The following is a 20476-nucleotide window of genomic DNA, read 5'->3' on the forward strand; positions in this document are numbered from 1 at the left end:
ATAAGAAAACTTAATTTTTTTGGGGTTATTTGCCTACAGCAAAAAAAGCCCCTCAACCAGTCTCAGTTGAGGGGCAAGGGGTTATGAGCGAGTACGGAACTAGATACTAATGGGGAAATCCGCATCAATTTGCGATTGCACGCCACTACAAGCGGTGTTAATCGCGCTAGTGCCGTGATCGGTATAACTACCTTGATCCGGGAAGTTTGGCAGATCGGTGATTTCAAGGCCCGTTCTATGGTGCACACTTCGTTGAGTACCAGGGTTCATAATGCAACCGGATGCTATAGCCGGTGAGTTATGATTGGTGAAGGTGCCATTCGGGTTCTTAATCTTACCCACTAGGCTATGGATCACCTCATGTGCCAAAGTCTCGCCAATTAAGCGTCCAATCAGGTTAATATTTAAACTGGTTAAGCGCGCATCGGTCGATGCTAAACCACTGATCTCACTGACTAACTGACTAACCGCATCATCAATGCTGTCATTAGGGCTTGTAGTCACCAACGGATCGTCGTATTCACCGGTGAAGATCTTGATCGGCTCGTTAAAGACGCTTGGTCCAAAGGCACCGCCCACAAATAGCGTGCGCCCATAATCGGTATCGGTCGGATCTTCATCCTCCAGCTTGGCTATCGAAATATTCCCCGAAGCCACTCCCGCGCCGCTAAACTGCGCTGGCAGGGTTTCATTAAGGCTACCCACTTGCCAAACAAGACGCACATTGGCGGTACTTAACAACTGCTCCGCGGTCGCCTTAATAACGTTAACTACGCTGTCTTTAACCGTATCCAAACCATAATTGGATAAAGCACTATCAAACTTAGCGGCATCTTCTTGCACTAACACAAACTGCGGAATAGCAACCGGAATATCCATAGTTGAACCCACTTGATTATTGGCGCTGTCGAATACTTTGAACTGAATCAAATGCTTGCCGGGCATCAATGCCGTCACCTTAGTTGCGGTAGCACTGTTATCACTAAAGCTGACCGCGCCTGGATTCGCGCAAGACCACTGAACGCTACCTCCAGTAGGCATATTGTTTACCGTAACCTCAAGATCGAGTTCGCCCGTTTTGCTGCCAGCGACGGCACCAAAAGTTAGCCCATCGCGCGACGCCGGAACGGTTAACACTGAGGTTACCGCATTAGGATCATCGGCGGTGGAACTGGTTGCATTACCCATCAGGGCATTGGCTGCCGTGTTCCCTTGCTGTTCGGTAAGGACGCCCGACTGAACTGCCCTTTGAATGGTTTGCAAATGGTCGCTCAATTGTGCTGGATTAGTCGAGCGCACCATTTCGCTGACCAAAGCTTGGGTTGGATCGGGCGAGGAGCCAGCAGAAGTTTTAGCGCCCGCGCCGCCTGATCCCGATGGCGAAGATTGTATTCCCGTCGTACCTGAAGCAGCGCCACCTTTCTTACCACCGCTACTGGGGATCGGAACGCCGGTATAGGCTGAAACCAAGCCACGCACTACGTCACCGGCAATGGCGTCCATCGCCGCGCGGTGCTGACGAGTACTGGTGAAGGCTTCTTTGGTTGCATTATTGATAAATTGCAACAATTCTGCGCCACGTGATAGATCCCTGAAAATATCCGGTGTACTCAAGGTGTTCATGGCCGCGGTCATGCCAGTAGGATCCGGCAAGCCAGGTACGTTTTGTAAGTTCACCATAGGCGCTGCCAATGGCGTCGGAGTAGTATTGCCACGAGAAGCTCTTGAGCCAGGAGTAACGCCGGTAATATCCGGTGCGTTTCTGCCACAAGCTTGCTCTGGATCGATAAAGCGTTCCACATCGCGCTTTTCTGTAGCGTTGCAGCAAGACAGATACACTTCGCCAAAAATACCGCGAGTAGGCATGGTCACAATGCGACTGGAAACCACAAAATCCGGCGGATCCAGTTGCACATAGCGATGCCCTTCTAGCAAGGCAAAAGCAACGTAATTACCTAAAACGCCTAATGGACGATTAACGATTTTATCCAATAAAGAATCACCATTCATTTCATACTGATCGAAACGAATCGCTCGTCGATCCGGATCTTCGCGCAACCACAAGGCCCGCATATAGCGCATCGGATGTGACTGGATATGAGCGATCAACTCTTGCAGGCGACAATAGTCTTGGTGCTCTCGGCCACGGTAATCTTCGAAGTTCGGCTCCACATCGGCCACCGACACCATCACCACCGGATTATCTTTGGATAAAGTGGCATTGACCCCGCCAACCGTTAAACGGAAGGATTGTGGGCTAGGCATAAATCTGGAAACGTCAGTACGAGCGGTAATTTCGATACGCTCTAACTTATGAGTTTGCGTATTGCCCAATAAGTCATCAATAAACTGCTCGCCAACGATATTGCCGAAAATGCCTAAATTGATGTTATTAATCGCCTCATCAGCATCAAAGGACACTCTTAGCTGATCCAGATCGGTGGTTTTTACTGGCAGCGAGCGATAATCCACTGGGCCTTTCTGCCCGCTGACACCGCGCGGTTCTAATGGAATACTTTGCCCCGAAGCCGTTTCGATACTCAAGGAAATACCTTTGCGCCATGAACGATCCAAATCAATTTTCCAGCGCGAAAAGGTCGCATAAGGCTTTTCGATATCGTACACATCGCCACAATGTAACAAGCGGCCTAGTGAATTAAACGCTCGACGGTATTTTCGCGGCACTAGTCGTCTTAAGATCCGTGAATTACGGTCTAAAAAGCGGGTGATCGGTCGCGATGGGGCTTTGACAAACTTATCGAAGCTAGGAATTTTATCGAAAATATCATCATCAATATCATAAGGAACCAACACCACGGGCTTTTCTTCCACCAATTCGGTTTTTACCGCATAGTGCGAAACCACCGCCGAATACATCAGGTTCATGACGTGATTTTTATTATGGTTATGGATATTGCGGGTATTGATCCGCTCCGACTCTCTTTGCGTCGAAGTAGTGACCACGGTACTGCGTTGTGAACGATAAGCAGAGGCTTTCTGCGTTACCGTATCAGAGATATCTTGAACTGTAGAACTATGAACATCGCGCCGACCTGAGGTACTACTGCTAGTGCCGCCGCCACCGCCGCCAATACTAAAAAACCCCAAATCTAAACTGGCACCGCCACCGCCAGAAGCAGAAGATCCAGACTGTTTTTCTTTTAGAACCGCATCCACCACTTCGTCAATCGAACGATCGTGATTCATTTGATGCGCCATTTTTTCGCGTGACGTAGTTTGCTCGACCCGAGTATCGCGTTCGCTGCGACGCCAATCAATCACGGTAATATTAATGTCTTCGCACGGCGCTAACGACGTCGAATACAATAACTTACCTAACCCTTGACCTACCGGATACCAACCTTGCTTATAAAGGTTGGCCAAACCTAATACCAAGTTGCCACCAGTAACTGAATAGGTACTTTCTTTTTCATCCCCAAAAGGAATTGGCCCAGTGACTTTATTTCTATCCACCGAACGCTTGTTATCAAACACTAAATCCGCGTCTGTAATGCGCACGATTTGTCGGAAATGATACTCTCTTGAGGCAAATTCAGTTCGAGGCCGCAAGCAACAATTACCATCCACGTGCTCCTCATTTAAACCAAAAGAATCCGGCGATACCGAAATGTCTATGTCATCGGGATCTTCGATCGTTCCAGGCCTTCCTTCGTTATCATTACCAGTAAAAATTTCTGGAATATCCAATTGTTTAGGGATCACAAAAATATGAGCTGAACCCAGCTCATTTTGTAAACGGATTTCCGGAATCAATAAACGATGGCTAGAGGTTACGCCACCCGCTGAAGAACCAATTTCGACTTGTAATTCCTCAAACGAATCGCGTGGAATTCGACTCATATTTACCGAAGCATAGCCTTGACCATCGGTTAGTCCTTGCTTGAGTAAAACCATCTCGCCTGATTGCGGATCCTTACCAGAAATACTAAAAGTCGCATTCTTGGCTAATTTGCTTTCTTCATTAGTAACTTTCAGGCGAATTTTGCCAATATTTTCTACTGGCTTTAGAACATCTCCCTCAAGTACGCTGACATTTCGAGGACCTAATCCATTAAAATTACTCGAACCTAAATATTGAGCTGGCTGGATTTGAAGCTGGTCGTTAAAATCAAAACGTTTTTCACCCACCAGATCCGCAGCTTCTAGGCGAATAACGTCTTCTTGCTCATCAATGCCAAAAAACTGAGCTGCCTGCGGAATATCTTTAGCCAACGCTAAAATCTGCTCCATTTCTTTAGCTAACAATTCGCTCTTTCGCCGCACATTATCGGCCAACTTATCGTCACCATTTAGGTACAGCTTTTCCGCTTCCTTATCCAGCTTCTGCATTTGCGCTTGAATACGGTGAACCTTGTGCTTGAAGCCATCCAAGACTTCCCTTGACTTTATCGCTTCAGCACGAATTCTTTCACCCTGACTTGGGTTTGATAGTCGTGAACTGGATTCTGCTACCTGAGAGCTTTTTTTAGGCGCAGAACCGCCACTGGCCTTTTCCTGAGAAGGTTTTTTAGCCATGATATTCTCCTTACAATATGATCTTTGCGGCCAAACTTCATGTTCAGCAGGCTCTATTTTATCGAAGAAAATTGTGAAAAATAGATGTCGATAAAGTTAACAATGCAGCTATGCTTTGCTTTATAAGCACAGCGAGCAATTAATGCAGACTTGCATTAAAATTCTGCAAGTGGATTCACAAAATATTTAATCTTTTGTGAACTAGCGACAATTTTTGCTTTAACTTTTTTGTCGGTATTTTTTACTGAACATCAAAATTTGAAATTGCTTGATACCTCTATAAAAGCAGGGTTTTGGAGATCAAGGGAAAAAATAAGAAAACTTACCTTTTTTAAGGTTATTGGCTGATCCGTCATTCCATTAAGCATGTCATGCCCTTTAAAACGTCATTCCCACGAAAGCGGGAATCTTGGTGGGATTTTCCTGAAATGCCTGAGTTAATCGGCACTTTGTACTATTTAATAGCTTATTTACCGTTTTACTTGTTCATTTTCTTTACTTGTCTAAAGAAAACGAACCAAAAGAAATGACACCCCAGTCGCTAGGTGCTGCGCACTCCCCTCGTTCATCAAAGTTACTTACGCGCCGCAAAACGAAACATCCCTGTTTCGTCTTTGCTAAATTGGGCTGTCCCTGCCCAATTTACACTATAACTTTGCTTCCCTCGGCTAGCTCAAGGGGATTAATTACAGACTTGTCCCGTATGGCTCATATTAAATACATCATCTTTTACTTTAAAAGTGACACAATTATTACTTTTAGATAACACTCCTGTTTTTATACTTCTCCAGTTAGGACTGTCTAACTCAATAGACTTACCATTAATATCACAACTGTAGCCATAACCTTTATCACTTTGTATGTTAAATCCACTTGAAGATTGATCTATTTTCGAATAATTAAATGCAGAGTTAGCATTTAACTTAGCAAGTGCAGCTTTACACAGCCTTATTTTTGTATTTTCACTGAGTCCTAAATCATCTTCTTTAAACACTGAAAATAGAAAAATCACAAGAAAAATCAAACCGATGATGCTTAAAATAGATATTTTTTCAACGTGTTTAAACTCCTTGTGATCTCCCAAGGAATTTTTGATTCTTAAAATCTCATCTAAATCCTTCTTTTCTGCCTCAAGTTTCGCTTCATGAGCTTCATCAAAAAAAATGCTTAATATTAATTTCTTATTGCCTTCTTCTAGAATAGCCAGCTCTTTAATCATAGACTTTTCTACATAACTATCTTTAAATAGTTTAATTGAAGAAATTTTAGAGTTATTTTCTTTTAAGTCCCAAATTGCTCCTTCTTTAAAAAAATCAGGTGCACTGTCCCCTTTTCCTGAAACCACTGTTAATTGCATATTAAAATTCCTTTACCATCCATACCAGCTAACTTTAACATAATTGTTTCTGATGCCAACATTAATAATATAATTCTGAAATCAAGTGACCATAAAAAAGCCTGAGATTAACTCAGGCTTTAGTAACGTCTTTATGAGATCCCAAATCAAGTTTGGGATGACAAAGTCAATTACAACTCTGCATTATGATATACATTCTGCACATCATCTTGATCTTCTAGCATTTCCATAAATTTTTCGAACATTTCCATATCCTCGGCTGGTACTTGTGCCATGACTTTTGGGATAAATTGAATCTCGTCCACTTCAAACTCAATCTCGCCGAAGTTTTCGGTTAGCGCTTGTTTGGCTTTGGCGTATTCGGTGTTTGGTGCGAATACTGTGATCATGCCCTCTTCATGTTCAATATCCGAAACATCCACATCCGCCATCATTAAAGCTTCCAGTACCGCTTCTTCGTCATCATGCGGGAATACGAAAATAGCGCTATGGTCGAACATATGGCTGACGCTACCTTCGGTGCCAATTTTGCATTTGGTTTTAGTGAAACAAAGACGAACCTCGCCGAAAGTACGGTTAGGGTTATCAGTTAGGCAATCCACAATCACCATGGTATTACCTGGGCCATAACCTTCATAACGCGCTACCGCAAAGTCTTCACCAGCGCCCGAGGTCGCTTTATCAATGGCGTTTTTAATCACGTGCGCGGGCACTTGGGCGCGTTTAGCACTATCAATTAAGCTACGAAGCGCTAAGTTCCCTTCTGGATCGGCGCCGCCTTGTTTTGCCACCACATAAATCTGGCGACTGAACTTGCTGTAAATTCTTGAATTTTGATTCGAGGTTTTGGCCATCGAATCTTTACGGTTTTGATATGCGCGACCCATATTGCGTTCCTAAATGTCTCTTAAGTCGCGATTTTACCGACTGTTTGGCGGCTTTTAAACCTCTTATCCGCAAATTGCCCAGAAAAACTTGCAAAAAAAAGCTGACCAGTGGTCAGCTTTCAAATCATCGTTTTGATAGGGGTTATTGAATTTTAAAACTTAACTACCAATCGATGCATCTTCTGCTTTGCAGGTTTTTAGGGTTTCTTCCATATGTTGTTTAGCTACCGAGTCATCGCCACTCTTCTTAGCTTCCAAAATCAACTCATAGTTAGTATTTTCCGCGACGCACTGACACACAGCTAGTGCCTCTGCTTTTTCTCCTTCAGGTAAAACCGAAGCTTTACTTTCGCACATAGCCAAGCTTTTTTCTTTCAATACTTCTGCTGTGAGTGCTTCGTCTGCCGCTGCGCTTGCCGTAAAAAATAAAGATGCCAATGTTAAGATTATTAATTGTTTCATACCTGTACTCCTCGTGTTTAGGAAGGCTTTTTGTAGCGCACTCACCACCACAAAAATGTGCACAAGTTGGCAGAGTTAAGTTCAAAAGGCAGGATTTGTTGCGACTGTGAACGACTCACGATCTTAATCAACAACTGGTGTGCTTTTTGCTCGTTAAAAGGTTCGAGGTACGAATGAGGCGCGGTAGAGATTTACAGTTTTGGGGATAAGTTCCGCCAATTTTCAAGCAGTGTGATGCCAGTCAAAACTTGCTAATTTACAATTAAAAAACCGCGAACTTGTCGCGGTTTAATAAAAAAATGCTTTTACTGACAAGGCATTATTGAGCGACCACCACACGAGCTGGACGAATCAAACGACCATTAAGACTATAGCCTTTTTGGAATACGTCAATCACCGTATTGGATTCATGATCAGGGCTTGGCACCATGGTCATAGCTTCGTGCAATTGCGGATCAAAAATTTCTTCCAGCGGATTGAGCTGCTCGATGCCAAATTTTTCCAAAGTTGCCAAAGTCATCTTTAACGTTAGCTCCATCCCTTCTTTCATGGCAATCGATTCTTCATGCTCCGCCTTCTGCGCCAAGCCTTGCTCTAAGCTATCGACCACCGCCAACATTTCATTGGCAAACTTCTCAATCGCAAATTTACGCGCACTGGCAACCTCATTTTCGCTACGACGACGAATATTCTCGGCTTCCGCTTTGGTACGCAGTGCCAGATCCATATTGTCAGCAGCTTTAGCTTCGGCTTCTTCTAAGGCTTTTTCTAACTCATCAATGCGAGCTGCATCACCAGTTAATTCTTCTACCAGCTCGCCTTCTATTTCAGCAGCGATCTCTTCTGCCTGTTCAACAGCCTCTTCCGCTGCTTTAATAGCTTCTTGATTTTTAACGTCTTTTTCAGACATTTCTATTCTCCAAATGGAATAAGATTAGTTCAATAATTTGAAATCGTCGCGAGCGACGCAAGTAGGCGGCAAATGACAATGAAAATACCGGAGATTACCTAATGGGTAATTGAGGATTTTGAATTGGCATTTAACAAACTAGTTGCTAGTGCAGCAGATTTCCTTGCTGGGAATAATAAGGCTTATTACTCAGATTTCAAGGCAGAACTGAGGATTTTTGCAGTAATATCGACAATCGGGATCACCTTGTCATAAGCCATCCGAGTAGGCCCGACTACCGCCAATACTCCAACCGCTTGGCCGTCGACCGAATAAGGCGCGCCAACCACTGAACACTGGTTTAAGACATCATAACCCGACTCTTCGCCAATAAAGAGTTGCACTCCATCGGCAGACAAACATTTGTCGAGCAAACCCAGCATTTGCGTTTTTTCGGAAAAAGCCGTAAACACCGACTGTAAGTCAGAAATATCGCCGGTATTAACCCAGTTTAACAATTGCGACTTGCCGGAAATTTGCACTTCCTCGTCTTGCCCATCGTCATTGGCAAACCCTTTTTCCGCGACCGCCATCATCGAAGCCATCATTTCGTCCATCTGCGCCTTGTCGGACTTTAATTCTTCAAACAGCTCCTTGCGCACCGTATCCAGCTCTTTTCCCGCATAATGTTGGTTCACATAATTAGCGGCTTGTTGCAACTCTTCGCGACTAATCTCCATATCAAGCTGAATCACGCGATTTTGCACTTCACCATTATCCAGTACTAAAATCACCAAGACTTTTTTCTGCGACAAAGGCACAAACTCCACCTGACTGACCCGTGTCACGTCCCGTCTTGGTACTCGAATCAGCCCCGCCATATTGGTTATTTGCGAAAGCATGCTGGTTACGCTATTGAGCATTTGCCCAGTTTCAGTGGCTTTTTCTAATTGGCGTTTGAGTTGTTGTTGATAATTCTGTTCGACGTCTTTAACTGTCAGCAGTTGATCGACAAAAATTCGCACTCCTTGGGCAGTGGGGATCCGCCCAGCAGAAGTGTGCGGCGCCATCAATAAACCCATTTCTTCCAAATCGTGCATCACATTACGCACAGTGGCTGGACTAACGCTTAATTGCGAGCGCTCCAACAGCGACTTGGAACCCACAGGCTGACCACTGGCGATATAGGTTTCTACCAGCGTTTTCATCAGGGTTTGGGCGCGTTCGTCGAATTTACTCATGGCATTGATTATAGGGAAGCCTTTTCCATCTGTCTCTAGCTTCTTGTGTTAATTCAAAGGTTTATTTATCGGCCTATATATTGTTAAATATGGCTCAATACTAGAATTACAAGTGCAGAAGAGTTTGGATCCTAGCAATCAGCTAACATTTTCAACCATAGGCATTATGGGCAAGCCGAAACATAACGAAGTCGGTGAAACCATTATGACCTTGTTTAATTTTCTGGAACAAGAAAAATATCAGCTATTGGTTGAAGACTCTGTGGCTAAAGATTTGGCCATTGATAAAGAGCAACAAGTCAGTTGGCAGACGCTTGGCGAGCAGTGCGATTTGGTGATTGTGGTTGGTGGCGATGGTTCTATGCTGTATGCCGCGCGTTTGATGAGCGACTACAATATTCCGTTGCTTGGCGTGAACCGCGGCTATTTAGGCTTTCTAACCGATATTCAGCCGCAACAGGTTTGCGAAAAAGTCGCCGAAGTCTTAGCGGGCGACTACAAAGAAGAGAAGCGCTTCTTGCTCGAAGCAGAAATCGACGGCGATAAAAACTCCAACAATCCGCGTTTTAGCGACGCGGTGAATGATATTGTGCTCTACCCAGGTGAAATTTCACGCATGATTGAGTTTGAGGTCTATATCAATGACTCTTTTGTGTATAGCGTGCGCGGCGATGGATTGATTATCGCCACACCAACTGGCTCAACGGCTTATTCACTCTCCGCTGGCGGCCCAATTATGTCACCAGCAATTAATGCCATTTCCTTGGTGCCGATGTTTCCGCACACCCTTTCCAGCCGACCCATTTCGATTGATGCCGAATCTAAAGTAGATATAGTCTTTAGCAAAGGCAATCGCAACGAAGCGCGCTTAAGTTGTGACGGTCAGGTGCGCTTTCCGGTACGCCAAGGGGAAACGATCTGCATTCGCAAGCGTAAGCAAGAAATGTGGCTATTACACCCCAAGGACTACGACTATTTCCGCCTGCTAAGAACAAAATTGGGCTGGGGCTCGAAATTATAAGAATATGAAAAAAATATTATTAGCGCTATTTCTGCTAGTTACACTGCTTCCCTTATTTAACTTTTTTTACGCTACCTCAGTTGCGACAGAAATTTTTAACGATCATTCTAATTTTGATCATTATGAAAATTTAATATTTTTACAGATGGGTTTTGTATTTACATTAGTCATTGTTTATTTATTTCTAAACTATAAGTTAGATAATATAGCTAAAAATAAGAAAGGTTTATGGAGCCTAGCTATACTCTTCTTTAATATTTTTTCGATGCCAGTATTTTGGTATTTATTTCTTTGGAAAGAAGATTCCTCAAACAATGTTAACTAGCATCCATATTAAAGATTTTGCCATTATTGCGCAGCTCGATTTAGACCTGAGCGCTGGCATGACCGTGATCACTGGTGAAACTGGCGCTGGCAAATCTATTGTGGTGGATGCGCTTGGGTTTGCTTTGGGTAATCGAGCCGATTCTGGCGTGGTTCGTCATGGCGCCAAACGTGCAGAAATTAGCGCGATTTTTGATATTGAACAATTGCCCAAAGTGCAAAACTGGCTCGAAGAGCAAATGCTGGATGAGGAGCAAGACTGTATTTTGCGCAGAGTGATTAATCATGATGGCCGCTCCAAGGCGTTTGTTAATGGCCAGCCAGTAAATTTAGCCCAGCTTTCTGAGCTTGGCGATTTTTTAGTGGATATTCATGGGCAACATGAGCACCAATCGCTGTTCAAACCACAGACTCATTTGCAACTGCTCGATCGCTACGCAGGGCTATCCGATAAGGCTGTAAAATTGGCAGAGCTTGCTAAAAATATTCAGCATACTCAAGGCCAACTGAACCAGTTCCAAGCTGCGCTAAAAGATAAAAATGATCGAAAAGATCTACTCAACTATCAACTAGAAGAACTGTCACAAGCACCCATCGATCGCGCTCAACAAATAGAAAATGAACATAAAAGAGCGGCGAATGCTAGTCAGCTGTTAACCAAAGGCCAAGCTAGCCTCGCCGCCCTGAATGACGACGAGCAAAGCATAGCATCCACTCTCAATTCAGTGGCTGCGCAAATTAGCGAGCTGTATGGTGTTGATGACAATTTAAAAAACACGCACGATTTATTGCAATCCGCTCTAGTGGAAATTGACGAAGCCAGCGCCGAGTTGAGAAATTATTTAGAATCGGTTGATATGGATCCCGAGCAACTGCAACAGCTGGATAGTGAGTTGTCACAATTACATGATTTATCTCGTAAACATCAAACCAGTATCCAAGCCTTACCGGAAGTTTTAGCATCGCTCGAAGACGAATTAACTCAACTGGCAGGTGATGAAGCCAGCTTCGGTGAATTGGAACAAGAACTGGCGAAGTTGCAAACCCAATACCAAAAATTGGCGCAAACCATCAGTAAAAAACGCCAAACAGCGGCGAAAAAACTGAATACAGAAATCGTTGCTTTAATGCAACAGCTGGGATTAGGCAATGGCGTATTTGAAGTTGCTTTTAAAGTGCACGATGCGCAAAGCTTTAAATCAATAGGATTAGAAAGGGCCGAGTTTATGGTCTCCACCAATCCAGGGCAACAGCCCATGCCTTTGCGCAAAGTGGCATCAGGTGGCGAGCTTTCTCGCATAAGCCTAGCACTGCAGGTGATTAACGCCCAAACCACTCAACTGCCCACTTTAATTTTCGACGAGGTGGACGTAGGTATTGGCGGCAGCACCGCCGAAACTGTCGGCAAACTGTTAAAATCTTTAGGCGCAAAAGCGCAGATCCTTTGCGTTACACACCAAGCGCAAGTTGCCGCCCAAGGTCATCAACATCTACTGGTCGCCAAATCGCAAAGCAAAACCAGCACCAGCAATCAAATGCTCGAAATCTCATGCGATGAGCGCGTCGAAGAAATCGCCCGTATGATAGGCGGTGTAGAAATTACTGAAACGATTAGAAGCCATGCAAAGGAATTGTTAGCCCAATAGAGTTATGAAAGTCGAAGATTTCGAGAAAGAAGCTCTTAGATTACTCTGCTCAGATGCGCTATCAAAAGATGTGCTTCGCAAAGCAATTTTAAGCCCTGATAGTATTCGCTGTGAATTTACAGGCGCGGGATATTTCCTTGATATAGAGCATAAAGATATTGTTTCCAACAAAAAAATAGTATGCAGCACGCCGATTGTTTCAGGTAAGTTTAAAGACCAAGAAGTCGGTTTTATCGCCTTTATTGAAAACGGTTCTATTTGCCTTGAATGTTATAACTGCAGTGATAAAGATATGTCTAATGATATTAGAGCAGGTAGTTTTGAAATACACACCTCTACATCATTACCCTCTAACTAAGAACTAGAATATTTTGTCATTCCCGCGAACTTTCGCCATCCCTGGCGATCGTTCACGGGGATGACGGCTTTATTAAAGACTAGATTTTCTTTTGAAGTCAAAGCAAAAGCCAATTTTGAAGCGGCGATTCCCTAAATGGTAATTGAGCAAGCAAAATTGACTTTTAACGACCTACAAGGAAGTAGGGAGTGCTGGAAATGCAGGAGCAATTTCCAGCCTAAAAGATAGAACGAATCATCGAAAGAAAAGATGTTTTTCAAACTACTTATCCATCTTTGAAGATAAATCCCCTCTATGCGTAAAGATGGCGTAGCTTGTTCCCTTAAAATTACTGGAAAAACGATCAAACACCGCTTCGGCCTTTTCTTTAGAACCTAGGTGTTTTGCTGCTTTTTCGGCAAAACTTGGTGAAGAAGGGCTCATATCTGCAAAGTTTTCAAATGGGAATACTAAGCGGACGCTACTTGGCCCCGAAGCAGAGAAAGACCAAGCCCAAGACTTATCCCAACCCATATCTTTGGCCAACTTGCTGATTTCCTTGACCGATTCGTTGGCATTAGAACCCGGTTTGATTTTGTAAGTGGTGACCCCGACCATTGCATAGGACTTACCATCGTTTGGCCAATTGCTATTTTCATGGTCAACCCACGAATAGTGATGGCTATAACTTTTAGCATATTTCCCAGGGCCACTATTCCAGTCTTTGCCGATCTCGCTGTCTTGGGACCATTTAGCATAAGCATCTCTATCGGCCCATTTGAAACAACAATGTCGAATTAAGTAGCGATCCATTTCATCGCCCGTGTGCGGGGTATATACCTGCCAAGCTCGAGGGTCGCCCTTTTTAGCGCGAACTTTCATATGATCTTTAAAAGCTTTTTCAAAAGCTTCCGTATCCTTAGCAGCAACTTCCACTTCCCACATTTCGGACATTCCCGGAGCTTCCTCCTCTTCAACCGCCGATACACTCAAAGGTAGTAGGAAAATAGCCAACAATGGCCAGTGGTTCAGTTTTTTGAAGCTGAATTTTGAGGTGTTGCTTTTATTGGTAGTGCGTTTGTTCATAGTGTTCTCCATTTAACAAAGTTAACTCACTATGCACAAGCCAAAAAAATAGAAGTCAAAAATAACGCGAGGGCGACTCCAAAGTGATGATTATTCTACACATTTTGCCAATTCTTGCAAATTGGCCTTGGAGTCGTTAGGCTTCTCGGACGATTCTTTAATCGTCCAATAGACACGGTCTTAAAATAAGTTGATTAGAAAGCCATAAGGAAAATGGCGGATTATTTTTTCTGTTTAACGTACAAAACTAGGCTATGGTCGACAATTTCGACACCATGTTTCTCAGCAATCTTATGCTGCAACTCTTCAATTTCTTCGCTAAAAAACTCAATCACAGTGCCATCGTCCACATCCACCATATGGTCGTGGTGTTCGCCGTCGTCCATTTCAAATACCGAATGACCGCCTTCAAAATTATGGCGTGTGACTAATCCCGCCTGCTCAAACTGAGTCAAGACTCGATAAACTGTCGCTAAGCCCACATCGTCCCCAGCCTCAAGCAGTTTTTTATATACATCTTCAGCGCTTAAGTGACGTTCCTCGGAACTTTCCAGAATTTGCATTATCTTAACTCTGGGTAAAGTAACCTTGAGTCCGGCTTTTTTTAGTTGTTTATTTTCCAAAATTTAAACTCCGATAGCTTTAAGCGACGAATCGATTATACTATGCCCGAAATTAATGAAAAGCCATTATCCACCATTTACATCAGTTTGGTGGAAGTTGGCATGAGTTAGCAGAAATAAAAGATAAAATAAGGTTTATGATGAAATATTTGAAACTAACCCTGTTACTATTGAGCCTTTGCACCATTTCAGCGTGCCTCTATAAGCCCAATATCCAGCAAGGCAATGTGCTGGATCAAAAAGAAGTCAATAAGCTGCGCCCTGGCATGACTAAAGAGCAAGTGCGCTTTGTTTTGGGCAATCCGGTGCTAAATACTAATTTAGAAAACGATACTTGGTACTATTTGTATTATTTGATTCCGGCGCGTGGAGACAAGGTGGAAAAGCGCCTAACCCTAACCTTCGTTAACGACCAACTGACCACCATGGAAGGCACTATTAAGCCCGAAGCTAGCGAAGAGTAATTCACTCATTAGTATTCTAAGAATCAAGCAAAAGCCCTTTATATTAAGGGCTTTTTGTTCTTTTGAACCTAGCTTTTACTTTTATATCTACTGAGAAACATTGTTATTGCCGCGAAATCGAGAATAACGGTTAGATCAGTTTTGGCTTAGAAGCTTGCTTTGAGTAATTTTTGCGTCAAGGTTCAGCCCATCGAGTCACTAGTCACTCGATTTCATCGCCTCGGCATATTCTTTTTCCAGCGCTTGAGTTAGCTCTGCTGGGGGCTGTTGTTTCGGCGCCAGCCCAATCATGGCAATGGTTTGCTGTAACTGTTTTAAGTAGCGCTTGCAACGGACACAGATAAGGGTGTGCATTTTAAAGTTAAAACGCTGCCAAGCGTTCATCTCACCTTCAAGATAATCGCTACTATTCTCAATGTGTTTTTTACAATTTAACATTGCCCTGTCCTCTGAAAATGCGCCACCATCTGCTGCATCTTGTCTCGCGCTCGATGTAATAATACGCGGGCATTGGATGAAGTAACGCCCAGAATGTTACAGATTTCATCCATATCCAAACCGCCCACATCGCGCAGGTTTAGTACCTGTTTTTGATTATCGGGCAATAACTCCAGATGTTTATCGAAGCAATCTTGCAGCTCGCCCGCAGATAGCAACTCCTCTGGGGAAGCCGAGTCCCATTCGGGGCTAGTGTCGTTCCAATGACCCTTGCTATCAAAGCGCGGATCAGTCGCCCAAGTTTCATTAACGGCTTCGAGGCTGACCGAGCGCGACTCTTTTCTTAAGCGCGTTTTCGCTTCATTGGCAACAATCCGTATCAACCAGCTTTTCAACTTGGCGCGACCTTCAAACTTCGGCAGGGCACGAATTCCAGACACCCAAGCTTCCTGCACCACCTCGTCAGCAATCACCCCGCCCGCAATCGCATAGGCGACCGAATACATGGAGGGATAATAGGCTTTGACCACCTTGCCAAATAATTCCTGATCGTTATTCAGCAAGCCTGCAATCAATTCTTTTTCTTCAGGTAACTCTTTTTCACTCATGATTTTTCGTCGTGATTTCGTTTACTGAAATCGGTTGTTTTGCCAAAATGCTGTTAAAGCATTGGAATCTTTGCCAAAGTATAGGCATATTTTAACGATTAGCAACCTAACTCGATCGAAAGGAAACTTAGCATGGGTATGCAAATGAACTTCATCGGCATTATGTCATTCGTCAAAACGTCGCTCGATTGGATCGGCGCTATTATCGTCTTTGCGATATTGCTGTTGATGATCGCAGTCCTGATACTCTATTTCATTGATAAAACCCAGCGCAAACAAACCATTCGCCGCAACTACCCAGTTATTGGCCGTTTTCGTTATTTTTTCGAGCATTTGGGTGAATTTTTCCGGCAGTATTTTTTTGCCCTCGACCGTGAAGAAATGCCCTTTAATCGCGCTGAGCGCAGCTGGGCTTACCGAGCCGCTAAAAATGTCAGCCGTACGCTAGCCTTTGGCTCGACCCGCAACTTAAACCCCACTGGAACCGTGTTGTTCTTAAACGATCAATTCCCCACTCTTGAGCAAAATGCGCTAGAATCTAAGCCGGTGCTGATTGGTCCTTATTGCCAGCAACCCTATAGCGCTCGCAGTTTTTTTAACATTTCCGGTATGAGCTACGGCTCGCTATCAAAAGTGGCGGTGGAAGCCCTTTCGCGCGGCGCGGCCAAGGCTGGTTGCTGGATCAATACTGGCGAAGGTGGCTTATCGCCCTACCATTTAGCGGGCGGTGGCGATGTGGTGTTCCAAATCGGTACGGCCAAGTATGGCGTGCGTAATACCCAAGGCGGTTTAGACGATAACAAGCTTAAAGACATTGCCACCCATCCTCAGGTCAAAATGATTGAGCTAAAAATGAGTCAGGGCGCAAAACCGGGCAAAGGCGGTATTTTACCCGGACGAAAAGTCACTAGTGAGATCTCACAGATCCGTGGCATTCCTGCTGGGGAAGATTCCATCAGTCCCAACGGACATCCAGAAATTAAGTCGGTAGCCGATCTTTTGGATATGCTCAATCATATTCGCCAAGTGACCGGCAAGCCAGTGGGTTTTAAAACGGTGATTGGTAGCCATCAATTTCTACAGGATCTTTGCCATGAGATTCACGCGCGCGGTATAGAATCGGCACCCGATTTTATTACCATTGATAGCGCTGATGGCGGTACTGGCGCTGCTCCGCAGCCGCTTTTCGATTATGTTGGACTACCGTTAAAAGAAAGCCTACCGCTGGTTTTAGATACCCTTATCCAACAAAACCTACGCGATCGGATCCGCGTGGTTTGCTCCGGTAAAATGATCACTCCTTCTGGCGTAGCTTGGGCCTTAGCTATGGGCGCTGACTTTGCCCTTTCAGCACGTGGCTTTATGTTTGCTTTGGGCTGTATTCAAGCACTGCAATGCAATAAAAATACTTGTCCAACTGGCATCACCACCCACGATAAAGATTTACAAAAAGGCTTAGATATTAGTGATAAATCCGAGCGCGTCGCTTATTACCATAAGAACATGGTGAAGGCAGTGGGTATGATCGCGCACTCGTGCGGTGTGGCCGAGCCAAGAGGCTTGAAGCGACAACACGTTAGAGTTGTAACAGAAAGCGGATTATCGACTCCATTAGATAAGTTACACCCGTATCAAGAAGATGAAATTGAGACTGAGCAAGTCTAAATTCACAGGCAAACTTATTTTGACAGGAGAACCGTATGAGCGCCCTTAAAGACCAGTATTATCAATTCCACGATTGGCTATTTCGAAAGTTAAAACACCTTTCAGGGATCCCACCCTTATTATTCCGGATCCTGCTGTTTTTCCCGCTGTATGAAGCAGGAACCCGTAAGTTTGCCAACTTTGAGAGCACTGCTGAGTGGTTTGGTAATTCCGAATGGGGTTTAGGACTGCCTTTCCCAGAAGTCATGACCTTTTTAGCAGCCAGCGCCGAAACCGTAGGCGCTGTTTTGATTCTGGTGGGCTTTGCCACTCGTTGGGCAGCTATTCCCTTAATGATTACTATGCTGGTCGCTGCATTCACGGTTCATTGGGATAATGGCTGGTTTGCGATAGCTCAATCCGCCGATCCGGAAGTCGCCAATCGACTCGAAAAAGGGCGTGAAATTCTGCAACAACACGGTAACTATGATTGGCTGACGGGCAAAGGCAGTTTTGTGATCTTACAAAATGGTATCGAATTTGCTGCCAGCTACTTCATTATGCTGCTATCGCTATTTTTTAGTGGTGGCGGTAGATATTTCTCTATCGACTATTGGCTTAATCGAGCCTTTGCCAATCACAAAACCGAATTGAGCTATTAAATATCAGCAATAATCCATCAAGGGTGGCATTGGCCGCCCTTTTTTACAGCTTAACTTTAACTCCTTGCGAACATAAATATGCAAATCCGACCACAATAGGATTAAAATAAGCGTATGATCGCCAGTCACTGCACAACAAGTGTTCTCCAAATCGGTTAAAGCAGCTTATGAGTAAGTTTTTTCAACAATCTTTAGACATTCATCGCTATTTACGCGGCAAATGGGCCATCAAATCCAAGGTACCTTTGCAGAACCGTGACGATTTATCGGTTGCCTACACTCCTGGAGTAGCGGCAGTTTCCAATAAAATCGCGGAAGAACCCAACTCAAGCTATTCACTAACCATGAAAGGCAACTCGGTTGCTATCGTTTCTGACGGTTCGGCAGTGCTTGGCTTAGGCGATATTGGGCCGCAAGCAGCTTTGCCAGTGATGGAAGGTAAGGCCATTTTGTTTAAAGAGTTTGCCGATATTGACGGCGTTCCCTTAGTGATTAATGCCGGTAGTGTGGAAGAAATCGTCACCACCGTGAAAACGGTAGCGCCTACTTTTGGTGGTATCAATCTTGAAGATATTGCCGCGCCTAAGTGTTTTGAGATTGAAGAGCGTCTACAAGATATCGGTATTCCCGTTTTTCATGACGACCAGCATGGCACCGCTATCGTCTTGTTAGCAGCCTTGATCAATGCTTGCAAAGTCACGGGTAAAAGCATGCAGTCTTTAAAAGTAGTGATTAATGGCGCAGGCGCAGCGGGTACTGCAATTGCCCGCTTGTTGCGCTGCGTGGGGCATGATGAAAATGCCTGTAATCCGGTCGAGGATGTTCTGGTTTGTGATTCCAAAGGGATCATTTCCAAAGATCGCGAGAACCTTAATGAAGAAAAACTGAAACTGCTGACCTACACCAATCGCTTCAATCGCAACGGCAAACTGAAGGCCGCGTTAGAAGGCGCGGATGTGTTTATTGGTGTCTCTAAAGGCAACCTGCTCACCGGCGACGATATTAAGCTAATGCATAAAGAGCCGATCATTTTGGCTATGGCCAATCCGATCCCAGAAATCATGCCAGACGAAGCTTTAGCCGCGGGTGCATCAGTGGTGGGAACCGGACGTAGCGACTTTCCAAATCAAGTGAATAACGTTTTAGCTTTCCCGGGAATTTTCCGCGGCGCACTGGATGCGCGCGCTACTCGTATTAGCGAAGGCATGAAAATTGCCGCTGCCTATGCACTGGCTAATGCGGTCAATAATATTTCGGCGGATCATGTTCTACCCGATCCCTTAAACCGTAACGTGGCGCAAAAAGTCGCCGAAGCGGTTAAGCAAAAAGCGATTGAAGAAAAGCTACAGCGTCCGTTGTAAGTTTTCGCTAGCCCCCTAATCTAACAATTAATAAGCCGCCGAACCGCGGCTTCAATTAATTGGGGATGAGTAAACATTAGTAAGTGTTCTTGCGTATCCACAGGCCAATAGGCGCTACACTTATGGCCTTGCGCCATAGCAAAAAACTGTTGTTTACCTTCGTCGCGCCACTGGCTAATCGACTGCTTAAATTTATCGTCCTGGATCTTCTCCAGATAGCCGGTTTCAAAATCAGAATCTAAAATAACCACTGGTATCGATTTAGGAATTGGCGATAACTTGGCGTTTTCTAAATCCGACTTGTAAGCAGTAATTTCTTTAAATTTACGAATCTGGTAACTCGACTTTTCACGCAGCAGCTCATAGTCATGATACTGCTGCCAGTCCATAAACTCTGCTAAATCGTCACTGATAATAGTATCCAAGTCCGCTTTTTCTGCAGCAATTTTATCTTGTATTCTTTCCTGATATTTTCCCGAGGCAATAAAAGCTTCGAGCTTATCCCAGTTTTTTCTAAAGTTTTCACTCTCACCTGTATAGTGCTCGATCGAGTGTACGGTTAGCACATCGGGGTCTAACAGCACTACACCTCTAACCTTGTTAGCCGCAATAGGATCTCGCAAGGCCAAACGCACACTTAAATTTGAGCTAGCAAACGCCACGATAATCACCGGAGTCTTTTGCAGTGTTAAGATTTTCCTAAGGCGTTGCCCAAAATCTGTATAAGAAGGATTTTTTATGGGCTCGGAAAAACCTTGTCCGGCACGCTCAATTGCCAAAGTAGAATAGTCTTGTGCTAGATAGTTTTGCCCTAAAATCCACCAAGCTAAATCTGAATGCCAGTTATCGGTTGGGCCCGACAAGAGAAGCAGAGTTGGAGCCTGAGAGTT

General features: G+C 44.3%; 19 protein-coding genes. 8 read left to right on the top strand and 11 right to left on the bottom strand.

The genetic code is table 11. From position 1 onward, the window contains the following. Nucleotides 1-99: 99 nt before the first annotated feature. The 6 genes from NFS34_RS03085 to hrcA form a co-directional block, all read right to left on the bottom strand. Nucleotides 100-4536, bottom strand: a complete 4437-nt coding sequence (locus tag NFS34_RS03085) for a hypothetical protein (RefSeq protein WP_251358419.1) — start codon at nt 4534-4536, stop codon at nt 100-102. Nucleotides 4537-5218: 682 nt separating this feature from the next. After that, nucleotides 5219-5893, bottom strand: coding sequence for a hypothetical protein (locus tag NFS34_RS03090; RefSeq protein WP_251358420.1), 675 nt, complete (start codon nt 5891-5893; stop codon nt 5219-5221). A gap of 170 nt (nt 5894-6063) precedes the next feature. Beyond that, a complete protein-coding gene (locus NFS34_RS03095) occupies nt 6064-6780 on the bottom strand; it encodes a YebC/PmpR family DNA-binding transcriptional regulator (protein ID WP_251358421.1) in 717 nt (238 codons plus the stop codon). Nucleotides 6781-6939: 159 nt separating this feature from the next. Further along, nucleotides 6940-7242 (bottom strand): hypothetical protein, encoded by a 303-nt coding sequence (locus tag NFS34_RS03100; protein WP_251358422.1) that lies wholly within the window; start codon nt 7240-7242, stop codon nt 6940-6942. Nucleotides 7243-7561: 319 nt separating this feature from the next. Then, a complete protein-coding gene (gene grpE, locus NFS34_RS03105) occupies nt 7562-8152 on the bottom strand; it encodes a nucleotide exchange factor GrpE (protein WP_251358423.1) in 591 nt (196 codons plus the stop codon). A 185-nt stretch (nt 8153-8337) separates the two neighbouring features. Then, nucleotides 8338-9372 (bottom strand): heat-inducible transcriptional repressor HrcA, encoded by a 1035-nt coding sequence (hrcA, locus tag NFS34_RS03110; protein WP_251358424.1) that lies wholly within the window; start codon nt 9370-9372, stop codon nt 8338-8340. A 124-nt stretch (nt 9373-9496) separates the two neighbouring features. Here hrcA and nadK point away from each other — a divergent pair, with 124 nt between their 5' ends. Genes nadK through NFS34_RS03130 form a run of 4 tightly spaced genes read left to right on the top strand, consistent with a single transcriptional unit; the run spans nt 9497 to nt 12721 of the window. Next, complete coding sequence (gene nadK, locus NFS34_RS03115) at nt 9497-10393, top strand: NAD(+) kinase (RefSeq protein ID WP_376707958.1); 897 nt, start codon at nt 9497-9499, stop codon at nt 10391-10393. A gap of 4 nt (nt 10394-10397) precedes the next feature. After that, nucleotides 10398-10718 (top strand): hypothetical protein, encoded by a 321-nt coding sequence (locus NFS34_RS03120; protein ID WP_251358426.1) that lies wholly within the window; start codon nt 10398-10400, stop codon nt 10716-10718. After that, nucleotides 10708-12363, top strand: a complete 1656-nt coding sequence (gene recN, locus NFS34_RS03125) for a DNA repair protein RecN (protein ID WP_251358427.1) — start codon at nt 10708-10710, stop codon at nt 12361-12363. The genes NFS34_RS03120 and recN overlap by 11 nt, the downstream gene beginning before the upstream one ends. 4 nt (nt 12364-12367) lie before the next feature. Next, on the top strand, nt 12368-12721 hold the full coding sequence (locus NFS34_RS03130; protein ID WP_251358428.1) for a hypothetical protein: 354 nt from the start codon (nt 12368-12370) through the stop codon (nt 12719-12721). A 261-nt stretch (nt 12722-12982) separates the two neighbouring features. On the opposite strand, the gene NFS34_RS03135 is transcribed toward NFS34_RS03130, so the two are convergent. Then, a complete protein-coding gene (locus NFS34_RS03135; RefSeq protein WP_251358429.1) occupies nt 12983-13786 on the bottom strand; it encodes a hypothetical protein in 804 nt (267 codons plus the stop codon). A gap of 221 nt (nt 13787-14007) precedes the next feature. Next, nucleotides 14008-14412, bottom strand: coding sequence for a ferric iron uptake transcriptional regulator (fur, locus tag NFS34_RS03140; protein ID WP_251360283.1), 405 nt, complete (start codon nt 14410-14412; stop codon nt 14008-14010). Between the two features lie 137 nt (nt 14413-14549). On the opposite strand from fur, the gene NFS34_RS03145 reads away from it, so the two are divergent. Then, entirely contained in the window at nt 14550-14873 is a 324-nt protein-coding gene (locus tag NFS34_RS03145; protein ID WP_251358430.1) for an outer membrane protein assembly factor BamE, read from the top strand. 198 nt (nt 14874-15071) lie between these two features. Here the strand turns inward: NFS34_RS03145 and NFS34_RS03150 are convergent, their stop codons facing one another. Together NFS34_RS03150 and NFS34_RS03155 are read right to left on the bottom strand one after the other, a co-directional pair. Continuing rightward, nucleotides 15072-15311 carry an anti-sigma factor gene (locus NFS34_RS03150; protein WP_251358431.1) on the bottom strand — a complete coding sequence of 80 codons (240 nt, stop codon included), beginning with the start codon at nt 15309-15311 and terminating at the stop codon, nt 15072-15074. Next, complete coding sequence (locus NFS34_RS03155; RefSeq protein WP_251358432.1) at nt 15305-15919, bottom strand: RNA polymerase sigma factor; 615 nt, start codon at nt 15917-15919, stop codon at nt 15305-15307. Before NFS34_RS03155 ends, NFS34_RS03150 begins: the two co-directional genes overlap by 7 nt. Before the next feature lie 138 nt (nt 15920-16057). Here NFS34_RS03155 and NFS34_RS03160 point away from each other — a divergent pair, with 138 nt between their 5' ends. The 3 genes from NFS34_RS03160 (at nt 16058) to NFS34_RS03170 (ending at nt 19586) form a co-directional block, all read left to right on the top strand. Continuing rightward, nucleotides 16058-17584, top strand: coding sequence for an FMN-binding glutamate synthase family protein (locus NFS34_RS03160; RefSeq protein ID WP_376707959.1), 1527 nt, complete (start codon nt 16058-16060; stop codon nt 17582-17584). 35 nt (nt 17585-17619) lie between these two features. Continuing rightward, entirely contained in the window at nt 17620-18225 is a 606-nt protein-coding gene (locus tag NFS34_RS03165) for a DoxX family protein (protein WP_251358434.1), read from the top strand. 167 nt (nt 18226-18392) lie between these two features. Next, complete coding sequence (locus NFS34_RS03170) at nt 18393-19586, top strand: NADP-dependent malic enzyme (RefSeq protein WP_251358435.1); 1194 nt, start codon at nt 18393-18395, stop codon at nt 19584-19586. A 20-nt stretch (nt 19587-19606) separates the two neighbouring features. Here NFS34_RS03170 and NFS34_RS03175 read toward each other — a convergent pair whose 3' ends face one another. Beyond that, the gene (locus NFS34_RS03175) at nt 19607-20449 is read right to left on the bottom strand and encodes an alpha/beta fold hydrolase (protein WP_251358436.1); all 843 of its coding nucleotides are present in this window, start codon (nt 20447-20449) and stop codon (nt 19607-19609) included. Nucleotides 20450-20476: the final 27 nt, after the last annotated feature.

The sequence above is a fragment of the Kangiella sp. TOML190 genome (assembly GCF_023706045.1).
In the GTDB taxonomy this organism is placed as follows: Bacteria; Pseudomonadota; Gammaproteobacteria; order Enterobacterales; family Kangiellaceae; genus Kangiella.

Coding starts and splice junctions, on each gene's coding strand:
- NFS34_RS03085 (WP_251358419.1), bottom strand. CDS start 4,536: ATGGCTAAAAAACCTTCTCAGGAAAAGGCCAGTGGCGGTTCTGCGCCT.
- NFS34_RS03090 (WP_251358420.1), bottom strand. CDS start 5,893: ATGCAATTAACAGTGGTTTCAGGAAAAGGGGACAGTGCACCTGATTTT.
- NFS34_RS03095 (WP_251358421.1), bottom strand. CDS start 6,780: ATGGGTCGCGCATATCAAAACCGTAAAGATTCGATGGCCAAAACCTCG.
- NFS34_RS03100 (WP_251358422.1), bottom strand. CDS start 7,242: ATGAAACAATTAATAATCTTAACATTGGCATCTTTATTTTTTACGGCA.
- grpE (WP_251358423.1), bottom strand. CDS start 8,152: ATGTCTGAAAAAGACGTTAAAAATCAAGAAGCTATTAAAGCAGCGGAA.
- hrcA (WP_251358424.1), bottom strand. CDS start 9,372: ATGAGTAAATTCGACGAACGCGCCCAAACCCTGATGAAAACGCTGGTA.
- NFS34_RS03120 (WP_251358426.1), top strand. CDS start 10,398: ATGAAAAAAATATTATTAGCGCTATTTCTGCTAGTTACACTGCTTCCC.
- recN (WP_251358427.1), top strand. CDS start 10,708: ATGTTAACTAGCATCCATATTAAAGATTTTGCCATTATTGCGCAGCTC.
- NFS34_RS03130 (WP_251358428.1), top strand. CDS start 12,368: ATGAAAGTCGAAGATTTCGAGAAAGAAGCTCTTAGATTACTCTGCTCA.
- NFS34_RS03135 (WP_251358429.1), bottom strand. CDS start 13,786: ATGAACAAACGCACTACCAATAAAAGCAACACCTCAAAATTCAGCTTC.
- NFS34_RS03145 (WP_251358430.1), top strand. CDS start 14,550: ATGAAATATTTGAAACTAACCCTGTTACTATTGAGCCTTTGCACCATT.
- NFS34_RS03150 (WP_251358431.1), bottom strand. CDS start 15,311: ATGTTAAATTGTAAAAAACACATTGAGAATAGTAGCGATTATCTTGAA.
- NFS34_RS03155 (WP_251358432.1), bottom strand. CDS start 15,919: ATGAGTGAAAAAGAGTTACCTGAAGAAAAAGAATTGATTGCAGGCTTG.
- NFS34_RS03160 (WP_376707959.1), top strand. CDS start 16,058: ATGCAAATGAACTTCATCGGCATTATGTCATTCGTCAAAACGTCGCTC.
- NFS34_RS03165 (WP_251358434.1), top strand. CDS start 17,620: ATGAGCGCCCTTAAAGACCAGTATTATCAATTCCACGATTGGCTATTT.
- NFS34_RS03170 (WP_251358435.1), top strand. CDS start 18,393: ATGAGTAAGTTTTTTCAACAATCTTTAGACATTCATCGCTATTTACGC.